20 protein-coding genes are annotated in these 18,048 nt (G+C 66.6%); 11 read left to right on the forward strand and 9 right to left on the reverse strand.

Annotated features, from left to right (window positions below; genetic code table 11):
- Window positions 1-117 precede the first annotated feature (117 nt).
- From rsxB to CFB43_RS13110, 3 genes are all read left to right on the forward strand, one after another.
- Window positions 118-1,119: an electron transport complex subunit RsxB gene (gene rsxB, locus CFB43_RS13100; protein WP_089495374.1), complete on the forward strand. Its 1,002-nt coding sequence runs from the start codon at window positions 118-120 to the stop codon at window positions 1,117-1,119.
- On the forward strand, window positions 1,116-1,760 hold the full coding sequence (gene nth, locus CFB43_RS13105) for an endonuclease III (protein ID WP_042976184.1): 645 nt from the start codon (window positions 1,116-1,118) through the stop codon (window positions 1,758-1,760). The genes rsxB and nth overlap by 4 nt, the downstream gene beginning before the upstream one ends.
- A gap of 385 nt (window positions 1,761-2,145) precedes the next feature.
- Complete coding sequence (locus CFB43_RS13110) at window positions 2,146-3,351, forward strand: IS110 family transposase (protein ID WP_179254787.1); 1,206 nt, start codon at window positions 2,146-2,148, stop codon at window positions 3,349-3,351.
- Between the two features lie 41 nt (window positions 3,352-3,392).
- Here the strand turns inward: CFB43_RS13110 and CFB43_RS13115 are convergent, their stop codons facing one another.
- A complete protein-coding gene (locus CFB43_RS13115; RefSeq protein WP_089495375.1) occupies window positions 3,393-4,322 on the reverse strand; it encodes a DMT family transporter in 930 nt (309 codons plus the stop codon).
- 260 nt (window positions 4,323-4,582) lie between these two features.
- Between CFB43_RS13115 and CFB43_RS13120 the strand changes: the two genes are divergently transcribed.
- Window positions 4,583-5,017 carry a DUF1841 family protein gene (locus tag CFB43_RS13120; RefSeq protein WP_089495376.1) on the forward strand — a complete coding sequence of 145 codons (435 nt, stop codon included), beginning with the start codon at window positions 4,583-4,585 and terminating at the stop codon, window positions 5,015-5,017.
- Window positions 5,018-5,102: 85 nt separating this feature from the next.
- On the opposite strand, the gene CFB43_RS13125 is transcribed toward CFB43_RS13120, so the two are convergent.
- Both CFB43_RS13125 and CFB43_RS13130 read right to left on the reverse strand, forming a co-directional pair.
- Window positions 5,103-5,462, reverse strand: a complete 360-nt coding sequence (locus tag CFB43_RS13125; protein ID WP_011352792.1) for a c-type cytochrome — start codon at window positions 5,460-5,462, stop codon at window positions 5,103-5,105.
- 40 nt (window positions 5,463-5,502) lie between these two features.
- A complete protein-coding gene (locus tag CFB43_RS13130) occupies window positions 5,503-5,862 on the reverse strand; it encodes a c-type cytochrome (RefSeq protein WP_011352793.1) in 360 nt (119 codons plus the stop codon).
- Between the two features lie 246 nt (window positions 5,863-6,108).
- Here CFB43_RS13130 and CFB43_RS13135 point away from each other — a divergent pair, with 246 nt between their 5' ends.
- The 5 genes from CFB43_RS13135 (at window position 6,109) to CFB43_RS13155 (ending at window position 11,256) form a co-directional block, all read left to right on the forward strand.
- Window positions 6,109-6,951, forward strand: coding sequence for an AAA family ATPase (locus CFB43_RS13135; protein ID WP_089495377.1), 843 nt, complete (start codon window positions 6,109-6,111; stop codon window positions 6,949-6,951).
- Between the two features lie 27 nt (window positions 6,952-6,978).
- The gene (locus CFB43_RS13140; protein ID WP_034190734.1) at window positions 6,979-8,154 is read left to right on the forward strand and encodes a vWA domain-containing protein; all 1,176 of its coding nucleotides are present in this window, start codon (window positions 6,979-6,981) and stop codon (window positions 8,152-8,154) included.
- A 54-nt stretch (window positions 8,155-8,208) separates the two neighbouring features.
- Entirely contained in the window at window positions 8,209-9,420 is a 1,212-nt protein-coding gene (locus tag CFB43_RS13145; protein ID WP_089495378.1) for a benzoate/H(+) symporter BenE family transporter, read from the forward strand.
- A gap of 168 nt (window positions 9,421-9,588) precedes the next feature.
- The gene (gene tal / locus CFB43_RS13150; RefSeq protein WP_089473329.1) at window positions 9,589-10,542 is read left to right on the forward strand and encodes a transaldolase; all 954 of its coding nucleotides are present in this window, start codon (window positions 9,589-9,591) and stop codon (window positions 10,540-10,542) included.
- 258 nt (window positions 10,543-10,800) lie between these two features.
- Window positions 10,801-11,256 carry a VOC family protein gene (locus CFB43_RS13155; RefSeq protein WP_089426037.1) on the forward strand — a complete coding sequence of 152 codons (456 nt, stop codon included), beginning with the start codon at window positions 10,801-10,803 and terminating at the stop codon, window positions 11,254-11,256.
- 67 nt (window positions 11,257-11,323) lie between these two features.
- Here CFB43_RS13155 and mctP read toward each other — a convergent pair whose 3' ends face one another.
- From mctP to CFB43_RS13170, 3 genes are all read right to left on the reverse strand, one after another.
- A complete protein-coding gene (mctP, locus tag CFB43_RS13160) occupies window positions 11,324-12,874 on the reverse strand; it encodes a monocarboxylate uptake permease MctP (RefSeq protein ID WP_089426038.1) in 1,551 nt (516 codons plus the stop codon).
- A complete protein-coding gene (locus CFB43_RS13165; protein WP_011352801.1) occupies window positions 12,871-13,113 on the reverse strand; it encodes a DUF3311 domain-containing protein in 243 nt (80 codons plus the stop codon). Before CFB43_RS13165 ends, mctP begins: the two co-directional genes overlap by 4 nt.
- 198 nt (window positions 13,114-13,311) lie before the next feature.
- Window positions 13,312-14,229, reverse strand: coding sequence for a spermidine synthase (locus tag CFB43_RS13170; protein ID WP_089495379.1), 918 nt, complete (start codon window positions 14,227-14,229; stop codon window positions 13,312-13,314).
- A 169-nt stretch (window positions 14,230-14,398) separates the two neighbouring features.
- Here CFB43_RS13170 and CFB43_RS13175 point away from each other — a divergent pair, with 169 nt between their 5' ends.
- Window positions 14,399-14,677 carry a YlcI/YnfO family protein gene (locus CFB43_RS13175; protein WP_089495380.1) on the forward strand — a complete coding sequence of 93 codons (279 nt, stop codon included), beginning with the start codon at window positions 14,399-14,401 and terminating at the stop codon, window positions 14,675-14,677.
- 41 nt (window positions 14,678-14,718) lie between these two features.
- Window positions 14,719-14,973 carry a hypothetical protein gene (locus CFB43_RS13180; RefSeq protein ID WP_089495381.1) on the forward strand — a complete coding sequence of 85 codons (255 nt, stop codon included), beginning with the start codon at window positions 14,719-14,721 and terminating at the stop codon, window positions 14,971-14,973.
- 19 nt (window positions 14,974-14,992) lie between these two features.
- Here CFB43_RS13180 and CFB43_RS13185 read toward each other — a convergent pair whose 3' ends face one another.
- From CFB43_RS13185 to htpG, 3 genes are read right to left on the reverse strand one after another with little or no spacing between them, the layout of a single operon-like run.
- Complete coding sequence (locus CFB43_RS13185; protein WP_089431546.1) at window positions 14,993-15,469, reverse strand: DNA-deoxyinosine glycosylase; 477 nt, start codon at window positions 15,467-15,469, stop codon at window positions 14,993-14,995.
- A complete protein-coding gene (locus CFB43_RS13190) occupies window positions 15,469-16,065 on the reverse strand; it encodes a chorismate--pyruvate lyase family protein (RefSeq protein ID WP_089495886.1) in 597 nt (198 codons plus the stop codon). The genes CFB43_RS13185 and CFB43_RS13190 overlap by 1 nt, the downstream gene beginning before the upstream one ends.
- Before the next feature lie 8 nt (window positions 16,066-16,073).
- A complete protein-coding gene (htpG, locus tag CFB43_RS13195) occupies window positions 16,074-17,972 on the reverse strand; it encodes a molecular chaperone HtpG (protein ID WP_089495382.1) in 1,899 nt (632 codons plus the stop codon).
- Window positions 17,973-18,048: the final 76 nt, after the last annotated feature.

Here is an 18,048-nt window from a genome sequence, read left to right on the forward strand (position 1 = left end):
CACCCCCACCGCCTTGGCGCCGGCCGCCCTGGAACGGGCGCGCCGCGAACGGCCGCCCTCCTGCTGAGCCCCTGCAAAAAAGCGGTTCGATTATGCGCACAGACGGCGTCCAGCGCAATGCGGGAAATCGGCGATAATCGAGCTTTGGCAAACCTTTCCGGCCGCGTCCGACGCGGCCGAGAGCCATTCGGCGCCGCTGCGCCCGTTGTCACCGTGACCGATTCCAAAACACTCGCAGATCGCATCGAAGATCTGCTTCCCCAGACGCAATGCACGAAGTGCGGCTATAACGGCTGCCGCCCGTACGCCGAGGCAATCGCCGCCGGCGACGCGAACTACAACCAGTGCCCGCCCGGCGGCGCCGAAGGCATCGTGCGCCTGTCGAGCCTGCTCGGCAAACCGGTGATTCCGCTGAACCCCGTCAACGGCAGCGAGCATCCGCGCGCGGTCGCCTTCATCGACGAGAGCCTGTGCATCGGCTGCACGCTGTGCATGCAGGCGTGCCCGGTCGACGCGATCGTCGGCGCGCCGAAGCAGATGCACACGATCATCGAGTCGCAGTGCACCGGTTGCGACCTGTGCGTGCCGCCCTGCCCGGTCGACTGTATCGCGATGCTGCCGGTGACCGGCGAGCGCACCGGCTGGGACGCGTGGTCGCAGGAGCAGGCCGACGCCGCACGCGAGCACCATGACCTGCGGCTCGCGCGCCAGCGCCGCGAACGCGAGGCCGCCGAAGCGCGCGCGGCCGCCCGCCGCGCGGCGAGTGCCGCTAAACCGGCTGCGGCACAGGCGGAAACGCCATCCGCCGCGCCGGCCGCCGCACCCGCGGACGACGCCGAAGCGAAGAAGCGCGCGATCATCGCCGCCGCGCTCGAACGCGCGCGCAAGAAGAAGGAAGAGCTGTCCGGGCAAGGCGCCGGGCCGAAGAACACCGAAAGCGTGAGCGCGGCCGTCCAGGCGCAGATCGACGCGGCCGAGGCGCGCCGCAAGCGGCTCGCCGAACAGCAGGCCCAACGCGACGCCGAGGCGGCCGCCGCGAGCGGCAACGACGAAAAGAACGACGCAGGCAACGACGGCCCGGATGGCCCGTCCGCACCGCCCGACCCGAACGCTCCATGAACGCCAGCAAACGACGCGCGATCTACGAAACGCTGCAGAGCCTCAATCCGCATCCGACCACCGAGCTCGAATACTCGACGCCGTTCGAGTTGCTGATCGCCGTGATGCTGTCCGCGCAGGCGACCGACGTATCGGTCAACAAGGCAATGCGGAAGATGTTTCCGGTCGCGAACACCCCGCGACAAATCGTCGCACTCGGCGAAGAAGGCGTCACCGAGTACATCAAGACGATCGGCCTGTACCGGACCAAGGCGAAGAACGTGGTCGCGACGTGCCGGATCCTGCTGGACCGCTACGACGGCGAGGTGCCGGCCGATCGCGAAGCGCTCGAAGGGCTGCCGGGCGTCGGCCGCAAAACCGCGAACGTCGTGCTGAACACCGCGTTCGGCCAGCCGACGATCGCGGTCGACACGCATATCTTCCGCGTCGCGAACCGCACCGGGCTCGCGCCGGGCAAGGACGTACGCGCCGTCGAGGCCGCGCTCGAGAAGTTCACGCCGAAGGAATTCCTGCAGGACGCGCATCACTGGCTGATCCTGCACGGGCGCTACGTGTGCAAGGCCCGCAAGCCCGAATGCTGGCATTGCGCGATCGAGCCGCTGTGCGAATTCAGGCCGAAGACGCCGCCGCCGAACGAGTGATGCGCCACCGCGGCTGACAGGCCGCAGGCCGCCCGGCGCCAGGCGGCCGGGCGCACGATACGCGCCGCGCAGGCCGTTGATCGGCCGGCATACCGCAGCCGCGGCCGCAACCGCAACCGCAACCACGATAGCGCGTCGCCACTCGCACCATCGCCCCCGTTACTATCTTCACGCCCCGATAATTGGGGCTTTGGCCAGCCAGGCCCGGCATGATTCTCGCCCCCAGTCGCAGTCATGATCCGGGGGGTGTTGTCACCGGGCCTGGTGGGTGGCTGGTGATCGCTAATAGGGGTTTGGCCGGGATATCCCGACGCCGTCCGTAACGTGGATGCCGAGACTTGCCACCGTTGTTGCAGGCCAATCCGTTCACTCTGCTCATACTTCGATGCAAGACACTCAACAACATGGCGCCGTCGATGTCTTCATCGGCGTCGATGTCGGTAAAGGCCAGCATCATGCCGTCGCGCTTGATCGGAACGGCAAGCGCCTGTACAACAAGGCGCTACCCAACGACGAGGCCAAGCTGCGAGCCCTCATCGCCGAGCTCAAGACTCAGGGTCAACTGCTATTCGTCGTCGATCAGCCATCCACCATCGGCGCGCTTCCTGTAGCCGTCGCCCGCGCCGAAGGCGTACTCGTCGCCTATCTGCCGGGACTGGCTATGCGCCGCATCGCCGACCTACATGCAGGCGAAGCCAAGACCGATGCCCGCGATGCCGCGATCATTGCCGAAGCCGCTCGCTCGATGCCGCACACACTGCGCTCGCTTCGGTTGGCCGACGAGCAGCTCGCCGAACTCACCATGCTGTGCGGCTTCGACGACGATCTCGCCGACCAAGTCACTCAAACCAGCAACCGCATTCGCGGCTTGCTCACCCAGATCCATCCCGCTCTCGAACGCGTTCTCGGACCGCGCCTCGATCATCCAGCGGTACTCGATCTGCTTGAGCGCTACCCGTCGCCAGCCGCGCTTGCCGCCACCAGCGAGAAGACGCTCGCCAACCGCCTGACCAAACTCGCACCGCGCATGGGCAAAGGCTTGGCGACCGAGATCGTTCAGGCACTCAGCGAACAAGCCGTGACCGTGCCCGGCACGCAAGCCGCCACCATCGTCATGCCTCGCTTGGCCCAGCAGCTTGCGGCCTTGCGTAAGCAACGTGACGAGGTCGCCGCCGAAGTTGAGCGACTGGTGCTTGCTCACCCTCTTTGGCCGGTCCTGACCAGCATGCCGGGAGTCGGCGTCAGGACCGCCGCCAGACTCCTGACCGAGGTCGCGCATAAAGCGTTCGCTTCGGCCGCCCACTTGGCGGCCTACGCTGGTCTTGCCCCGGTCACCCGGCGCTCAGGCTCATCCATCCGTGGTGAGCACCCATCCAGACGCGGCAACAAGGTGCTCAAGCGCGCCTTGTTCCTATCCGCCTTCGCGGCATTGCGGGATCCTGTCTCGCGGGCTTACTACGCGCGCAAGATCCAGCAGGGCAAGCGCCACAACCAAGCACTCATCGCGCTGGCACGGCGACGCTGCGACGTCCTGTTCGCCATGCTGCGCGACGGCACCATTTACCAACCCAAGTCCGCCCCTAACGCTTGACGAAGGACATAGGGGCACCCCCCCCGCTTTCCCCGTCCAGGCTATGCGTTGGACGTCGCCGTCGCGTCGTCTGCCGCCGCGCCGCCCGCGCGCACTAGCGCCAGCACGGCAGCCAGAATCGCGACGCCACCCGCCCACTGCAGCGGCGACAACGCTTCGCCGAACAGCAGCGCCGCAAGCGCGACCGTCACGACCGGTTCGAGCGTCGACAGCATCGACGTGCGCGCGGCCCCGAGCCGTTCGAGGCCGGCAAAGAACGCGAGCATCGCCGCCACCGTCGACACGAGTGCGATCGCGAGCATCGACGCCCAGCCGCCGGCTGTCGCGGGCCAGCGCGGCGGCGCGCCGAACGCGGCGGTCCGCACGACGGCGATCGCCACGAGCGTCGCGGTGGCCGACAGGCAGATGATCGCGGTGGTCGCGAGCGGATCGACGCCGCGCGTCGCCTTCGTGCCGCCGACGATGTACAGCGAATAGATCACCGCGGCAGCCAGCGCGAGCGCGATCCCGAGCGGCTCGCCGTGCCCGCCGCCGACCATCAGCGCCGAACCCGCGACGCACAGCACGAGCGCGACGGCCTTCGCGCGCGTGAGGCGCTCGCCGAGCCACCACGCGGCCAGCAGCGTGACGAACGCCGGATACAGGTACAGCAGCAGCGCGACGAGGCTCGCCTGCGCATGCTGCAGCGCGCTGAAATAGCAGAACGACTGCCCGACGTAGCCGAGCGCGCCCATCGCCACGAGCGGCGCGAGCGCGCGCCCGCGCGGCCACGCGACGCGGCGATGCCGTGCAATCGCGGCGAGCACCGCGCCGCCGATCGCGAAACGCACGATCAGCAGCCCGAGCACGTCGACACCGGCCGCATACGCGTAGCGGCCGAAGATCGCCATCGCGCCGAATGCGGCGGCGGACAGCGCGACATAGAGCGTGCCCTGCAGGGCGGCGGACGACGGGTGGGCGGTAGCGGTCATGACGAGACGGGCGCGAGCGGCGTGGCGACGGAAATCGTCGGAGTGTAACGGCGCGGCGGCGGCGAGCCTAGCCCGCGCTTACCCGTTCCCGGTCGCAGGCTCAGGGCGCAGGCGACCGGCCGGCGCCCTGAGCCTGCGCACCTGCTCGCCCGGCGGGCCAACGCACAGCCCGCTCCCGCCCGCCGCCAGCGCCGTCCGCCGCCCCGGCGTACAATGCGCGACGCGGCATCACGCCGTCCGAATCACGACGTTTCCCCACCATGTTCAATCCAAGCCGCGACGAAGTGCGTCGCTTTTTCACCGAGACCTGGCGCAAGCAGCGCGCCGGCGAGATCCTGACGCCGCTGGAAGCGATGGCAGCCGACTGGATCGTCGAGCATCCCGAATACCACGACGAACTCGCCGACGCCGATGGCGCGACCGCGCGCGAGTACACACCCGAGGAAGGCCGCACGAACCCGTTCCTGCACCTGTCGATGCATCTCGCGATCAGCGAGCAGCTGTCGATCGACCAGCCGCCCGGCATCCGCGCCGCGCACGACAAGCTCGCGGCCAAGCTCGACTCGACCCACGACGCGCAGCACGTGATCATGGAATGCCTCGGCGAGACGATCTGGGAAGCCCAGCGCACGGGCACGCCGCCCGACACCGACGCGTACCTGCAGCGCATCCTGCGTCGCGCATCGCGCGACTGAGCGCCGCGGCGCCGGCGCGCGGACAAAAAAATACCCCGCCTCGGCGGGGTATTTTTGCTGCGCGAGCCCGTCGGGCCCGTCGCGCTTACTTCTTGAACACGAGATCGGTTTCTTTCAGCGACTCGATGTAGGCCGCGATGTCCTTCATGTCGCTGACCGACAGGCTCTGCACCTGCGCCTGCATGATCGCGTTGTTGCGACCGAGCAGCGGATTCGTCAGGCCCATCTGGTACTGGCGCATCGCCCACACGAGGTAGTCGGCGTGCTGGCCGGCGAGGCGCGGATATTCGGCGTTGATCGGCTTGTTCATCTGCGCGCCGTGGCAGGCGGCGCAGTTGTGCGATTCGACCAGTTCCTTGCCCTTCGTGGTGTCCGCCGCGTGCGCGGTACCGATCGCGAGGCCGGCCGCCAGTGCAACCGCCGCCGTCTTGAATGCGTTGTTCATGAATGCTCCTGTCCCGCCGGTCAGATCGGCGGCGCGCGCTTTACTTGTAGGGATTGTCCTTCGTGTCGGCCTTCTGGACGGCGTAGTACGCCGCCAGATCCGCGATGTCCTGGTCCGTCAGCGAACCGGCGATCGCATTCATCGACGGGAAGTGACGATCCTTCTTGCGATAGGCCTTCAGCGCGTTCTCGAGGTATTGCTGGTTCTGGCCGCCGAGGACAGGCACCCGGTAGACCTCCGGGTACGCCGCGCGGTAGTCCTGGATGCCGTGGCAACCGATGCACATGGCGGCCTTGCTCGCCCCGTCCTTCGGGTTGCCGACCACACCGGCCGCCTGCGCGCTGCCCGCGAGCGCCACGAGCGCTGCGACAACGACGTGTTTGCCGACGAATTTGTTCATAGCTCTTGTAACCTAGCTTGAGGGGAAACTGGCGCCGAAGCGGCAACGGCCCGCGCCGTTATGCTTATCAGGTCGCCACGCAGGCCAAAAAAAACGGCCAGATTGTACCGCGTCGGCGGGGAACGCGTCCACAAGGCACCCCGGTTCGCCCCGCCACAGCCCCGCAACGATACGCGGGCGTGGCCCAACCGGACAGCCCTTCTGACTTATACTGGGTTTTTTTCCCCGATTGAGAAGAGCGCCGCCATGCGTTTCGAAGGGTCCTCGCACTACGTCGCCACCGACGATCTGAAGCTCGCGGTCAATGCCGCGCTGACGCTGCAACGCCCGCTGCTGATCAAGGGCGAGCCCGGCACCGGCAAGACCATGCTCGCCGAGGAAGTGGCCGCCGCGCTCGACATGCCGCTGCTGCAGTGGCACATCAAGTCGACCACGAAGGCGCAGCAGGGCCTGTACGAATACGACGCCGTGTCGCGGCTGCGCGATTCGCAGCTCGGCGACGCGCGCGTGAAGGACATCTCGAACTACATCGTCAAGGGCGTGCTGTGGCAGGCGTTCGATGCCGAGCACCCGAGCGTGCTGCTGATCGACGAGATCGACAAGGCCGACATCGAATTCCCGAACGACCTGCTGCGCGAGCTCGACCGGATGGAGTTCCACGTGTACGAAACACGGGAAACGGTCCGCGCGAAGCACCGCCCGCTCGTCATCATCACGTCGAACAACGAGAAGGAGCTGCCCGACGCGTTCCTGCGCCGCTGCTTCTTCCACTACATCCAGTTTCCCGACCCGGCGACGATGCAGAAGATCGTCGCGGTCCATTTCCCGGACATCCGCGAGGAGCTGCTGCGCGCGGCGCTCGAGAGTTTCTTCGAATTGCGCGGCGTGTCGGGCCTGAAGAAGAAGCCGTCGACGTCCGAGTTGCTCGACTGGCTGAAGCTGCTGCTCGCCGAGAACATCCCGGCCGACCAGTTGCGCGGCGTGGATGCGAAGCAGATCGTGCCGCCGCTCGCGGGCGCGCTGCTGAAGAACGAGCAGGACCTGAGCCTGCTCGAACGGCTCGCCTACATGAACCGGCACAACCGGTAATCCTCTCTCACCCGCGAAGGCCCGGCCATGCTGCTCAATTTCTTCTACGCGCTGCGCGCAGCCAAGCTGCCCGTCTCGGTGAAGGAATACCTGACGCTGCTCGAATCGCTGAAGGCCGGGCTGATCTCGCCGTCGATCGACGCGTTCTACTTCCTCGCGCGGATGACGCTCGTCAAGGACGAGCAGTACTTCGACAAGTTCGACCAGGCGTTCGGCGCGTATTTCCACGGCGTGTCCGCGCTGCCGTCCGAAGCGTTCGACATTCCGCTCGACTGGCTCGAGAAGCGCCTCGAGCGCGAGCTGTCGCCCGAGGAAAAGGCGCAGATCGAGGCGATGGGCGGGCTCGACAAGCTGATGGAGCGCCTGAAGGCACTGCTCGACGAGCAGAAGGAGCGCCACGAAGGCGGCAACAAGTGGATCGGCACCGGCGGCACGTCGCCGTTCGGGCACGGCGGCTACAACCCGGAAGGCGTGCGCATCGGCGGCCCGTCGAACGGCAACCGCACCGCGGTGAAGGTGTGGGAAGCACGCGCGTATCGCGACTACGACGATTCCGTCGAGATCGGCACGCGCAACATCAAGGTCGCGCTGCGGCGGCTGCGCCGCTTCGCGCGCGAAGGCGCCGCCGAGGAGCTCGACCTGCCCGGCACGATCCGCAGCACCGCCGCGAACGCGGGCTGGCTCGACCTGCGGATGGTGCCCGAGCGCCACAACAACGTGAAGGTGCTGATGCTGCTCGACGTCGGCGGCTCGATGGACGATCACATCAAGCGCACCGAAGAGCTGTTCTCCGCCGCGAAGGCCGAATTCAAGCACCTCGAGTTCTTCTACTTCCACAACTGCGTGTACGACCACCTGTGGAAGAACAACCGCCGCCGCCACTCGGAACGCACCGCGACGTGGGACGTGCTGCACAAGTTCACGCCCGACTACAAGCTGATCTTCGTCGGCGATGCAACGATGAGCCCGTACGAAGTGCTGCAGCCCGGCGGCTCGGTCGAGTACAACAACCCGGAAGCCGGCGCCGTGTGGCTGCGCCGCCTCGCCGACCAGTTCCCCCATCATGCATGGCTGAACCCCGAGCCCGAACGGCTATGGGAATACCGGCAGTCGGTCGCGGTGATCCGCGACCTGCTCGGCCATCGCATGTATCCGCTCACGCTCGCGGGCCTCGAAACCGCGATGCGCGCACTCAGCAAGTAACGCCCCCACCCAGACACGAAGGCCGCGCCCGAGCGGCCTCCCCCCGGAGATAGCATGAACCCCTCGCCCACCGCGAGCGCCAGCCGCGCCGGCGGCCGCCGCTTTTTCGCCGATACGTCCGTCTCGGCCCTCGTCGCCGGCTTCGTCGCGATGATGACGGGCTATACGAGTTCGCTCGTGCTGATGTTCCAGGCCGGCCGCGCCGCCCACCTCACCGATGCGCAGATCTCGTCGTGGATCTGGGCGCTGTCGATCGGCATGGCGCTGACGACGATCGGCCTGTCGCTGCGCTTTCGCGCGCCCGTCGTCGTCGCGTGGTCGACGCCCGGCGCCGCGCTGCTGATCGCCTCGCTGCCCGGCGTGCCCTACCCCGAGGCAATCGGCGCATTCGTCGTCTGCGCGGTGCTGCTGACGGCCGTCGGCGTGAGCGGGCTGTTCGACACGCTGATGCGCAAGATTCCGGCCGGCATCGCAGCCGCGCTGCTCGCGGGCATCCTGTTCGAGATCGGCATCGAGATCTTCCGTGCCGCGCAGTTCCAGACGGCGCTCGTGCTCGCGATGTTCTTCACGTACCTGATCGTCAAGCGGTTCGCGCCGCGCTATGCGATCGTCACGACGCTGATCGTCGGCACGGTAGTCGCCGGCGGTCTCGGCCTGCTCGACTTCAGCGGCTTTCACATCGCGTTCGCGAAGCCCGTGTTCACGATGCCCGCGTTCTCGATCGCGTCGATCGTCAGCATCGGCATTCCGCTGTTCGTCGTCGCGATGGCGTCGCAGAACGTGCCGGGCATCGCGGTGCTGCGCGCGGACGGTTATCAGACCCCGTCGTCGCCGCTGATCGCGACCACCGGCCTCGCGTCGCTGCTGCTCGCGCCGTTCGGCTCGCACGGCGTCAACCTCGCGGCGATCACGGCCGCGATCTGCACCGGCCCGGAAGCGCACGAGGATCGTGCGAAACGCTACACGGCCGCCGTGTGGTGCGGCACGTTCTACCTGGTCGCGGGGATCTTCGGCGCGACGATCGCCGCACTATTCGCGGCGCTGCCGAAGGCGCTCGTCGTGTCGGTCGCCGCGCTCGCGCTGTTCGGCTCGATCATCAGCGGCCTCGCGAACGCGATGCAGGAGGTGAAGCAGCGCGAAGCCGCGCTCGTCACGTTCATGGTCACCGCGTCGGGCCTCACGCTGCTGTCGATCGGCTCGGCATTCTGGGGGCTCGTCGCGGGGATCGTCACGCAGGTGATCCTGAACGCGCGCCGCCCCGCGTGACGCGGCACGGCGCCCGCCGCTGCGGCCATCGGACACGCCGGAACGTGCCCGACACGAATCGGGCCTAGAATAGCGGATCGGAGGCGGTGCCCGGCGCCGCCTCGCTTCGCCGCCGCGTTCGCGCGGCCCGTGAGAACCCGGCGCCTTGCGCCCTTCTTCCGAATCGCCATGACTACCGCACTCGACCAGCTGAAGCAGTACACGACCGTCGTCGCCGACACGGGCGATTTCCAGCAGCTTGCGCAATACCAGCCGCAGGACGCGACCACGAACCCGTCGCTGATCCTGAAGGCCGTCCAGAAGGATGCGTACAAGCCGATCCTCGAGAAAACCGTCCGCGATCATCGCAACGAAAGCACCGATTTCATCATCGACCGCCTGCTGATCGCATTCGGCACCGAGATCCTGAAGCTGATCCCGGGCCGCGTGTCGACCGAGGTCGACGCCCGCCTGTCGTTCGACACGCAGCGCTCGATCGACAAGGGCCGCGAACTCATCAAGCTGTACGAAGCAGCCGGCATCGGCCGCGAGCGCATCCTGATCAAGCTCGCGTCGACGTGGGAAGGCATCCGCGCGGCCGAAGTGCTGCAGAAGGAAGGGATCAAGTGCAACATGACCCTGCTTTTCTCGCTCGTGCAGGCCGCCGCCTGCGCGGAAGCCGGCGCGCAGCTGATCTCGCCGTTCGTCGGCCGCATCTACGACTGGTACAAGAAGCAGGCCGGCGCCGAGTGGAATGAGGAGAAGGACGGAGGTGCGAACGATCCGGGCGTGCAGTCGGTGCGCCGCATCTACACGTACTACAAGACGTTCGGCTACACGACCGAAGTGATGGGCGCGAGCTTCCGCACGACCAGCCAGATCACCGAGCTCGCCGGCTGCGACCTGCTGACGATCAGTCCCGATTTGCTGCAGAAGCTGCAGGACAGCAACGAAACGGTCACGCGCAAGCTGTCGCCGGAAGCGCTGCAGGACAAGCCCGCCGCGCGTGTGGCGATCGACGAGGCCGCGTTCCGCTTCCAGCTGAACGACGACGCGATGGCGACCGAGAAGCTCGCCGAGGGCATCCGCGTATTCGCCGCCGATGCGGTGAAGCTCGAGAAGCTGATCGACTCGCTGCGCTGAGCCGCTGAGCCGCTGAGCCACGACAAGCGTCAGCGGCTGTCAGCAACACTGGCAACAGCCGTCAGCACGCACGCCGCACACGGCCGCGAACGTCATGTTCGCGGCCGTTTTTATTTTCATTCCATCGTCAAGCACGCGCACTACAATCCACGTCACGGGTGCGTCGGCCGCTTCCCGAGGCCCCCTTTCCAGTCAGTCTTGTACGACGCCGAACCCGCGCGGAAGCGCAGGCCGGTCCCCTCAATACAGGAGACAACGATGCAAGTCCAACCGTACCTGACGTTCTACGGTCGCGCCGACGAAGCCCTTCAGTTCTACGAAAAGGCACTCGGGGCGAAGACGATGTTCAAGATGCACTTCAAGGACGCACCGCCGAATCCCGACTACCCGATGACGCCGGAGATGGCCGACAAGGTGATGCACGCGAGCTTCACGATCGGCGAGTCGATGATCATGTGCTCGGACGGCGACTGCAGCCAGCCCGGCGGCGGCGTGCACGCCGGCTATTCGCTGTCGCTGAACCCGGCGACGGTCGAGGAAGGCCAGAAGCTGTTCAATGCGCTCGCCGACGGCGGCGAAGTGACGATGCCGTTCGGCAAGACGTTCTGGGCGCTCGGCTTCGGGATGGCGAAGGATCGTTTCGGTGTGCACTGGATGGTCAACGTCGAAGACCTGTCGCAGCGCGAGAACCTCGCGGAGCGCGCGCAGGGATAACGCGAAAAACAAAGCCCGCCACCTTGCCGGTGGCGGGCTTTTTCATTGCGTGGCCGTGCAGGCGGCGTCAGCCTTCCACCACGTCGAGATAATCCTCCGGCCGCGTGCGATCCTCCGCATGCGCCATGCCCATCACGCGCACCAGCACGCTCACCACCACCGCCACCACCAGGTTCACGATCAGCGACCACACGGCTGCATAGCCGGGAATCGCGAGACCGAACAGGTGGATCGTGAAGATCGATCCGGCCAGCTTCAGCGAGATCGCCATCCACGTGCCGCATACGATGCCGGCCGCCCAGCCGGCCAGCAGGCCGCGATGGTCGAGCACGCGCGTGTACAGGCCGAGCACGATCGCCGGCAGCGTCTGGATGATCCAGATCCCGCCGAGCAGCTGCAGCTGGATCGCGTAGGTCAGCGGCAGCCCGAGGATGAACGCCACCGCGCCGACCTTCACGATCAGCGACACGAGCTTCGCGACGTGCGTTTCCTGCTCGTGCGACATGTTGCGGTTCACGAACTCGCGGTGAATGTTGCGCGTGTACAGGTTCGCGGCCGCGATCGACATGATGGCCGCCGGCACCAGCGCGCCGATGCCGATCGCCGCGAACGCGACGCCGACGAACCACGACGGGAAATACTGGAGGAACAGCGCGGGCACCGCGAAGTTCGGGCCGAACGCCTTGAAGTACGGCGCGTACTGCGGCATGTCCTTCACGCCCGATGCGAGCGCCATGTAGCCGAGCAGCGCGAGCAGGCCGAGCACGAACGAATACGCGGGCAGCATCGCCATGTTGCGACGGATCGAGTTGCCGGACGACGACGACAGGATCGCCGTCACCGAGTGCGGATACAGGAACAGCGCGAGCGCCGAGCCGATCGCGAGCGTCGCGTACGCGCTGTAGCCGTTCAGGCTCATCGCGTCGGGCGCCTTCAGCAGCAGCTTCGCGGGCGGCACGCTCGCGAAGATGTGCCCGAAGCCGCCGAGCTTCGCCGGGATCACGATGACCGCCGCGGCGATCGTGATGTAGATCAGGATGTCCTTGACGATCGCGATCATCGCGGGCGCGCGCAGGCCCGATGTGTACGTGTACGCGGCGAGGATCGCGAACGCGATGATCAGCGGCAGGTCGCCGACGAAGCCGGTCGTGTCGAAGCCGAGCGCGCCGATCACCACCTCGATGCCGACGAGCTGCAGCGCGATGTACGGCATCGTCGCGACGATGCCCGTCACAGCGATCGCGAGCGCGAGCATCCGGCTGCCGTAGCGCGCGTTGACGAAGTCGGCGGACGTCACGTAGCCGTGCCGCTTCGCGATGCTCCACAGCTTAGGAAACACGACGAACGCGAACGGATAGATCAGGATCGTGTAGGGCAGCGCGAAGAAGCCCATCGCGCCGGCGCCGAACACGAGCGCGGGCACCGCGACGAACGTGTAGGCCGTGTAGAGGTCGCCGCCGAGCAGGAACCATGTGACGATCGTGCCGAAGCGGCGGCCGCCGAGGCCCCATTCGTCGAGATGGGCGAGATCGCCGCGCCGCCAGTTCGCGGCCAGGAAACCGATGATCGTGACGCCGATGAACAGCAGCACGAAGACGAAGGTTGCGCCGAGATTCATCGCGCACCTCCCTGCGGGCCGCTCGCCTTCCACGCGTTCTTGGTCTTGAAGTACACGAACGCGGTGATCACCGCGCTAATGAAGACCCAAAGCAGCTGGTACCAGTAGAAAAACGGAAAACCCAACCATTGCGGTTCGATCTTGCTGTACGACGGTACCCAGACCATCGCAATCAGCGGCAGTACCAGCAGCCAGAGCCAGCGCTTGGCGGCCCGGTTGGCGTCGGCATCGTGAGCCATGACGTCTCCTCATCTTTCCCGGTTATCGATCTTGTTGAGCGGGTACGGCGCCGAGAGGAGCGCAAAACGGGTAGGCTGCGGCTCCCCTGGCTTCGCGCCAGTATAGGAGCCGCTCGCACGCGGTCAAGCAGGGGCGAACCCGAGGTGATCCGCCCCTTGACGCGTGGTTGCACCGGCATGCCGCCGGTGCATGAAGCGTCAGATCGCGAACGCGGAGTCGCGTGCGCCGGTCGTTTCTTTCAAGGCTTTCACCCACTTGCGCGCGGGCAGCTTCAGCGTGTCCTCGATCAGCTTCGCGCGTTCGTCGAGCTGCGCGAACGACACGTCGAGCGCGGGGCCCGAGAACGCGATCGCGATCCGGTTGCCGTCGTGCACTTCCGGCAGCGCGATCACGCGGTGATCGAACGCCGCGTTCAGGTGCTTCATGTTGCGCACGAAGCTCGGATGATCGCCGAACAGGTTGATCGTCGCGATGCCCGCATCGGCGAGGCAGCCGCGCACCGCGCGGTAGAACGCGACGCTGTCGAGCACGGGGCCGCGCGCGGTCGCGTCGTACAGGTCGATCTGGATCGCGCCCGTCGTGCCGCGGTTGGCCGGGTCGTTGACGAAATCCCAGGCGTCGGCTTCGTGCACGGCGAGACGCGCATCGTCGGGCGGCAGCGCGAACATCGTGCGTGCGGCGACGATCACGGCCGGGTTCAGCTCGACGGCCTCGACCTTCGCGTGCGACAGGAAGCGGTGCGAGAACTTGGTCAGCGCGCCGGTGCCGAGCCCGAGCTGGACGATCCGCTCGGGCGTTTCGAGGAACAGCAGCCACGCCATCATCTGCTGCGCGTATTCGAGTTCGATATGCAGCGGCTTCGAGATCCGCATCGCGCCCTGCACCCATTCGGTACCGAAGTGCAGGAAGCGCACGCCGCCCTCTTCCGAGAACGTGACGGGCGCGAAGCGCGGCTTGCGCGGCGCTTCGAGCACGGGCACGTCGTCGTGCTCGTCGATGTCCGGGCGGCGCTTCAATCGCGGCGGCTGGAGTTTTTCGGAGCCGTTGTACGCGGACGGCTTGCTGCGCTTGGACGCGCGCGCCTCGGCGGACGCGCGCTTGATCAGTCGGGTCATGTGTGAATCTCGCTGGGTGAAGCTGGTTTTAGCGGACGAGAGGATAGCATTGGCGGGACGATAGTCGCTGTCGGAAACGATCCACCACTGCGTACCGTTGGCCTGTCACGTGCACAATCGCTGCGCGTGGACGACAATGCATTGAAATCGTGTTTGTGGAAGTCGCCCGATGAAGACCACCGTTTGTCAGCCCATCCCCATCGAACCCGAACTGCTCGCCGTTGCCGAACGCGTCCTGCGTGGCGGCGAAACGCTGTCGAGCTTCGTCGAGCAATCAATCCGCGACGGCATCGCGTATCGCCGGCTTCAAAGCGCGTTCATCGCACGCGGCATTGCATCGCGCGACGAGGCGCGACGCACGGTCGAGTACGTTTCGTCATCCGACGCGCTCGCACGGCTGGAACGCCTGCTCGATACGATGAGTGCCCGCCAGCGACACGCTCGCTAACAAAAAGTCAGCGTAACAATCATCAGACAACGAGGAGCCACATGGCCTCGCACCACAAGACGATCTGGTTTCCGGCGAAACGCTACGGCTGGGGATGGGGGTTGCCGGTCGCGTGGCAAGGCTGGGGCGTGCTGCTGCTCTTCATGATCGGGATCGTGGCGGTTGCGACGCACGTGTCGCCCGCCCAATCACCGCTGGCGTTCGCGGCATGCATCGTGGGGCTGGTGGCCGCGCTCACGATCGTGTGCTGGCTGAAAGGCGAAAAGCCGACATGGCGCTGGGGCAAGGACGAATAAGCAACGATCCGTCCATTCGTCAGGCACGAATCCCGTGCCACTGCGCAAGCTTCTGCTCGAACGTCAGCATCGCATTCGCCGGGCTCGACGAAGGCAGCACGAGCGTGTCGTACCCCGCCGCGCCGATCACCTCCGCAAACCGCCCCGCCGTCTTGCCGTTGAAACACACGCGCTTGAGCAACGGCGCATGCTCGCGCAACGACGCGAAATCGTTCGGCTTCGCATGCCGGATCGCCGAATCGAGGCTGCCCTCGCGATGGCACGCGGCCAAGACATCCCAGATCCCGATCCCGTGCGACAGCACACGCTCGAGCCGCGCGTCGTACGCGAACTCGTGCAGCCCGTGCTCGCCGAGCACCGTGCCGAGCAGCCGCCAGAACTGGTTGCGCGGATGCGCGTAGTACTGCGCGGCATCGAGCGACGCCTCGCCAGGAAAACTGCCGAGGATCATCGTGTGCGTATTCGCAGCGACGACCGGCGGAAACCCGCGCAACATCACGCGCCTCCGCCTGGCCCGCCCGAGCGCGGCCCGTCGCCGTGCGCATCGAGATGGCGCCACAGCGCCGGCAGCATGCACTCGGTGACCATCAACGGCTTGCCGTGACGCTGGAACACCGAGCGCCGCGCGGCGAACGAATGCGGCGCACGCGCCGCGCCAAGCGCGTGGCTCGCCAGCGCATACAACGGATGGCCGGCGATCACGCGCCGGCTGACGAGCGCCGAACGCTCGACCTGCGGATCGCTGTACAGCAGCTCCGCCAGCGGCCGCGTGCGCAGCCGCCGCATCGCCTGCCACACACCCTTGCTGGCCGCGAGCGGCGCGATGCTGTGCGCGGCGACGAACGGCATGCCGTCGACCGACAGGATCACCTCGCGCACCCACATCGGCGCGCGCGGCGCACTGGCGAGCGCGTCCGGCTCGTCGAACCACGGGCAGTCGACGGCCTCGCGCGTCACGCGCACGTTCACGCGGCCGAGCCGCGCGAGGTGCGCGGTCAGCGATCCGCCGCGCGTCAACCAGTCACGCTGATCGAGCGTGCAGCCAGGCCGCGGCGTCTCGCGCCAGCCGGCCTGACCGCCGTCGAATCGCATCCGCGCGTTCACGCGGCGCGCGACAGCAGCAGCGCGTTGGTCCGCTTCACGAAGCTTGCCGGATCGTCGAGCATGCCGCCTTCGGCGAGCAGCGCCTGGTCGAACAGCAGATGGCACCAGTCGCCGAAATCGGCGCTGTCGGCATTCAGCTGCTTCACGAGCGCGTGCTCCGGGTTGATCTCGAGGATCGGCTGCATCGCCGGCGCGTTCTGGCCGGCCGCCTTCAGCATGCGCTGCAGGTAGCCGCTCATGTCGTTGTCGTCCGCGACGAGGCACGACGGCGAATCGGTCAGACGGAACGTGACGCGCACTTCCTTCACCTTGTCGCCGAGCGCTTCCTTCATCTTCTCGACGACCGGCTTGATCGCCTCGCCCGCCTGCTCCTGCGCCTTCTTCTCCTCGTCGTTCAGCTCGCCGAGATCGAGATCGCCGCGGGCCACGCTCGCGAGCGGCTTGCCGTCGAATTCGTGCAGGAACGACAGCATCCATTCGTCGACGCGGTCGGTCAGCAGCAGCACCTCGACGCCCTTCTTGCGGAACACTTCCAGATGCGGGCTATTCTTCGCGGCCTGCCACGTATCGGCGGTCACGTAGTAGATCTTGCTCTGCTCGGGCTTCATGCGCGACACGTAGTCGGCGAGCGACACGTCCTGCGCGTCGGTGTCGCCGTGCGTCGACGCGAAGCGCAGCAGCTTCGCGATGCGCTCGCGGTTCGCGTGATCCTCGCCGAGGCCTTCCTTCAGCACCTGGCCGAACGCGCTCCAGAACGTCTTGTACTTCTCCTTGCCGGCATCCTCTTCCGCGTTCGCGAGCTCTTCGAGCATCGACAGCGCGCGCTTCGTCACGCCTTCGCGGATCGCCTTCACGTCGCGGCTTTCCTGCAGGATTTCACGCGACACGTTCAGCGGCAGGTCGGCCGAGTCGACGACGCCCTTCACGAAGCGCAGGTACTGCGGCAGCAGCTGCTCGGCGTCGTCCATGATGAACACGCGCTTCACGTACAGCTTCAGGCCGCCGCGGTAATCGCGGTTCCACAGGTCGAACGGCGCGTGCGACGGCACGAACAGCAGTTGCGTGTACTCGCTGCGGCCCTCGACGCGGTTATGCGTCCACGTGAGCGGATCCTGGTGGTCGTGCGCGATGTGCTGGTAGAACTGCGTGTACTGCTCGTCGGTGACGTCGCTCTTCGACCGCGTCCACAACGCGCTCGCCTGGTTGACGGTCTCGTCCTCGTCCTTCAGGACCATCTCGCCCTTTTCCTGATCCCATTCTTCCTTCTGCATCAGGATCGGCAGCGCGATGTGGTCGGAATACTTCTGGATGATCGACTTCAGCCGGTGCGACGACAGCAGGTCGTCCTCGCCTTCGCGCAGGTGCAGCGTGATCGTCGTGCCGCGCTGCGCGCGCTCGATCGCGTCGATCGTGAAATCGCCCTCGCCCGCGCTTTCCCAGCGCACGGCTTCGCTCGCCGGCAGGCCCGCGCGGCGCGTTTCAACCGTGATCTTGTCGGCGACGATGAAGCCCGAGTAGAAACCGACGCCGAACTGGCCGATCAGCGCCGCATCCTTCTGCTGGTCGCCGGACAGCTTCGTGAAGAACTCCTTGGTGCCCGAACGCGCGATCGTGCCGAGGTTCGCGATCGCTTCGTCGCGGCTCATGCCGATGCCGTTGTCGTCGATCGTGATCGTGCGCGCGGCCTTGTCGTAGCCGATGCGGATGCGCAGGTTGGGATCGTTCTCGTACAGCGCGTTGTCCGCGAGCCCTTCGAAACGCAGCTTGTCGGCCGCGTCGGACGCGTTCGACACCAGTTCGCGCAGGAAGATTTCCTTGTTGCTGTAGAGCGAATGGATCATCAGGTGGAGGAGTTGCTTGACCTCTGCCTGAAAGCTCATCGTTTCATGTGCCATGGATGCTGTTTCCTCTTACTTGAACTTGAATGGGGTGCCGCGAGCGCCCGGCGCGCGATGCCGGCCGGCCCGTGAA

It is taken from the genome of Burkholderia sp. AU15512 (assembly GCF_002223325.1).
Taxonomy (GTDB): domain Bacteria; phylum Pseudomonadota; class Gammaproteobacteria; order Burkholderiales; family Burkholderiaceae; genus Burkholderia.

What these genes read in the sequence shown, in the direction of transcription:
- rsxB (WP_089495374.1), top strand. Translation starts at nt 118, where the DNA reads ATGCGGGAAATCGGCGATAATCGAGCTTTGGCAAACCTTTCCGGCCGC.
- nth (WP_042976184.1), top strand. Translation starts at nt 1,116, where the DNA reads ATGAACGCCAGCAAACGACGCGCGATCTACGAAACGCTGCAGAGCCTC.
- CFB43_RS13110 (WP_179254787.1), top strand. Translation starts at nt 2,146, where the DNA reads ATGCAAGACACTCAACAACATGGCGCCGTCGATGTCTTCATCGGCGTC.
- CFB43_RS13115 (WP_089495375.1), bottom strand. Translation starts at nt 4,322, where the DNA reads ATGACCGCTACCGCCCACCCGTCGTCCGCCGCCCTGCAGGGCACGCTC.
- CFB43_RS13120 (WP_089495376.1), top strand. Translation starts at nt 4,583, where the DNA reads ATGTTCAATCCAAGCCGCGACGAAGTGCGTCGCTTTTTCACCGAGACC.
- CFB43_RS13125 (WP_011352792.1), bottom strand. Translation starts at nt 5,462, where the DNA reads ATGAACAACGCATTCAAGACGGCGGCGGTTGCACTGGCGGCCGGCCTC.
- CFB43_RS13130 (WP_011352793.1), bottom strand. Translation starts at nt 5,862, where the DNA reads ATGAACAAATTCGTCGGCAAACACGTCGTTGTCGCAGCGCTCGTGGCG.
- CFB43_RS13135 (WP_089495377.1), top strand. Translation starts at nt 6,109, where the DNA reads ATGCGTTTCGAAGGGTCCTCGCACTACGTCGCCACCGACGATCTGAAG.
- CFB43_RS13140 (WP_034190734.1), top strand. Translation starts at nt 6,979, where the DNA reads ATGCTGCTCAATTTCTTCTACGCGCTGCGCGCAGCCAAGCTGCCCGTC.
- CFB43_RS13145 (WP_089495378.1), top strand. Translation starts at nt 8,209, where the DNA reads ATGAACCCCTCGCCCACCGCGAGCGCCAGCCGCGCCGGCGGCCGCCGC.
- tal (WP_089473329.1), top strand. Translation starts at nt 9,589, where the DNA reads ATGACTACCGCACTCGACCAGCTGAAGCAGTACACGACCGTCGTCGCC.
- CFB43_RS13155 (WP_089426037.1), top strand. Translation starts at nt 10,801, where the DNA reads ATGCAAGTCCAACCGTACCTGACGTTCTACGGTCGCGCCGACGAAGCC.
- mctP (WP_089426038.1), bottom strand. Translation starts at nt 12,874, where the DNA reads ATGAATCTCGGCGCAACCTTCGTCTTCGTGCTGCTGTTCATCGGCGTC.
- CFB43_RS13165 (WP_011352801.1), bottom strand. Translation starts at nt 13,113, where the DNA reads ATGGCTCACGATGCCGACGCCAACCGGGCCGCCAAGCGCTGGCTCTGG.
- CFB43_RS13170 (WP_089495379.1), bottom strand. Translation starts at nt 14,229, where the DNA reads ATGACCCGACTGATCAAGCGCGCGTCCGCCGAGGCGCGCGCGTCCAAG.
- CFB43_RS13175 (WP_089495380.1), top strand. Translation starts at nt 14,399, where the DNA reads ATGAAGACCACCGTTTGTCAGCCCATCCCCATCGAACCCGAACTGCTC.
- CFB43_RS13180 (WP_089495381.1), top strand. Translation starts at nt 14,719, where the DNA reads ATGGCCTCGCACCACAAGACGATCTGGTTTCCGGCGAAACGCTACGGC.
- CFB43_RS13185 (WP_089431546.1), bottom strand. Translation starts at nt 15,469, where the DNA reads ATGTTGCGCGGGTTTCCGCCGGTCGTCGCTGCGAATACGCACACGATG.
- CFB43_RS13190 (WP_089495886.1), bottom strand. Translation starts at nt 16,065, where the DNA reads ATGCGATTCGACGGCGGTCAGGCCGGCTGGCGCGAGACGCCGCGGCCT.
- htpG (WP_089495382.1), bottom strand. Translation starts at nt 17,972, where the DNA reads ATGGCACATGAAACGATGAGCTTTCAGGCAGAGGTCAAGCAACTCCTC.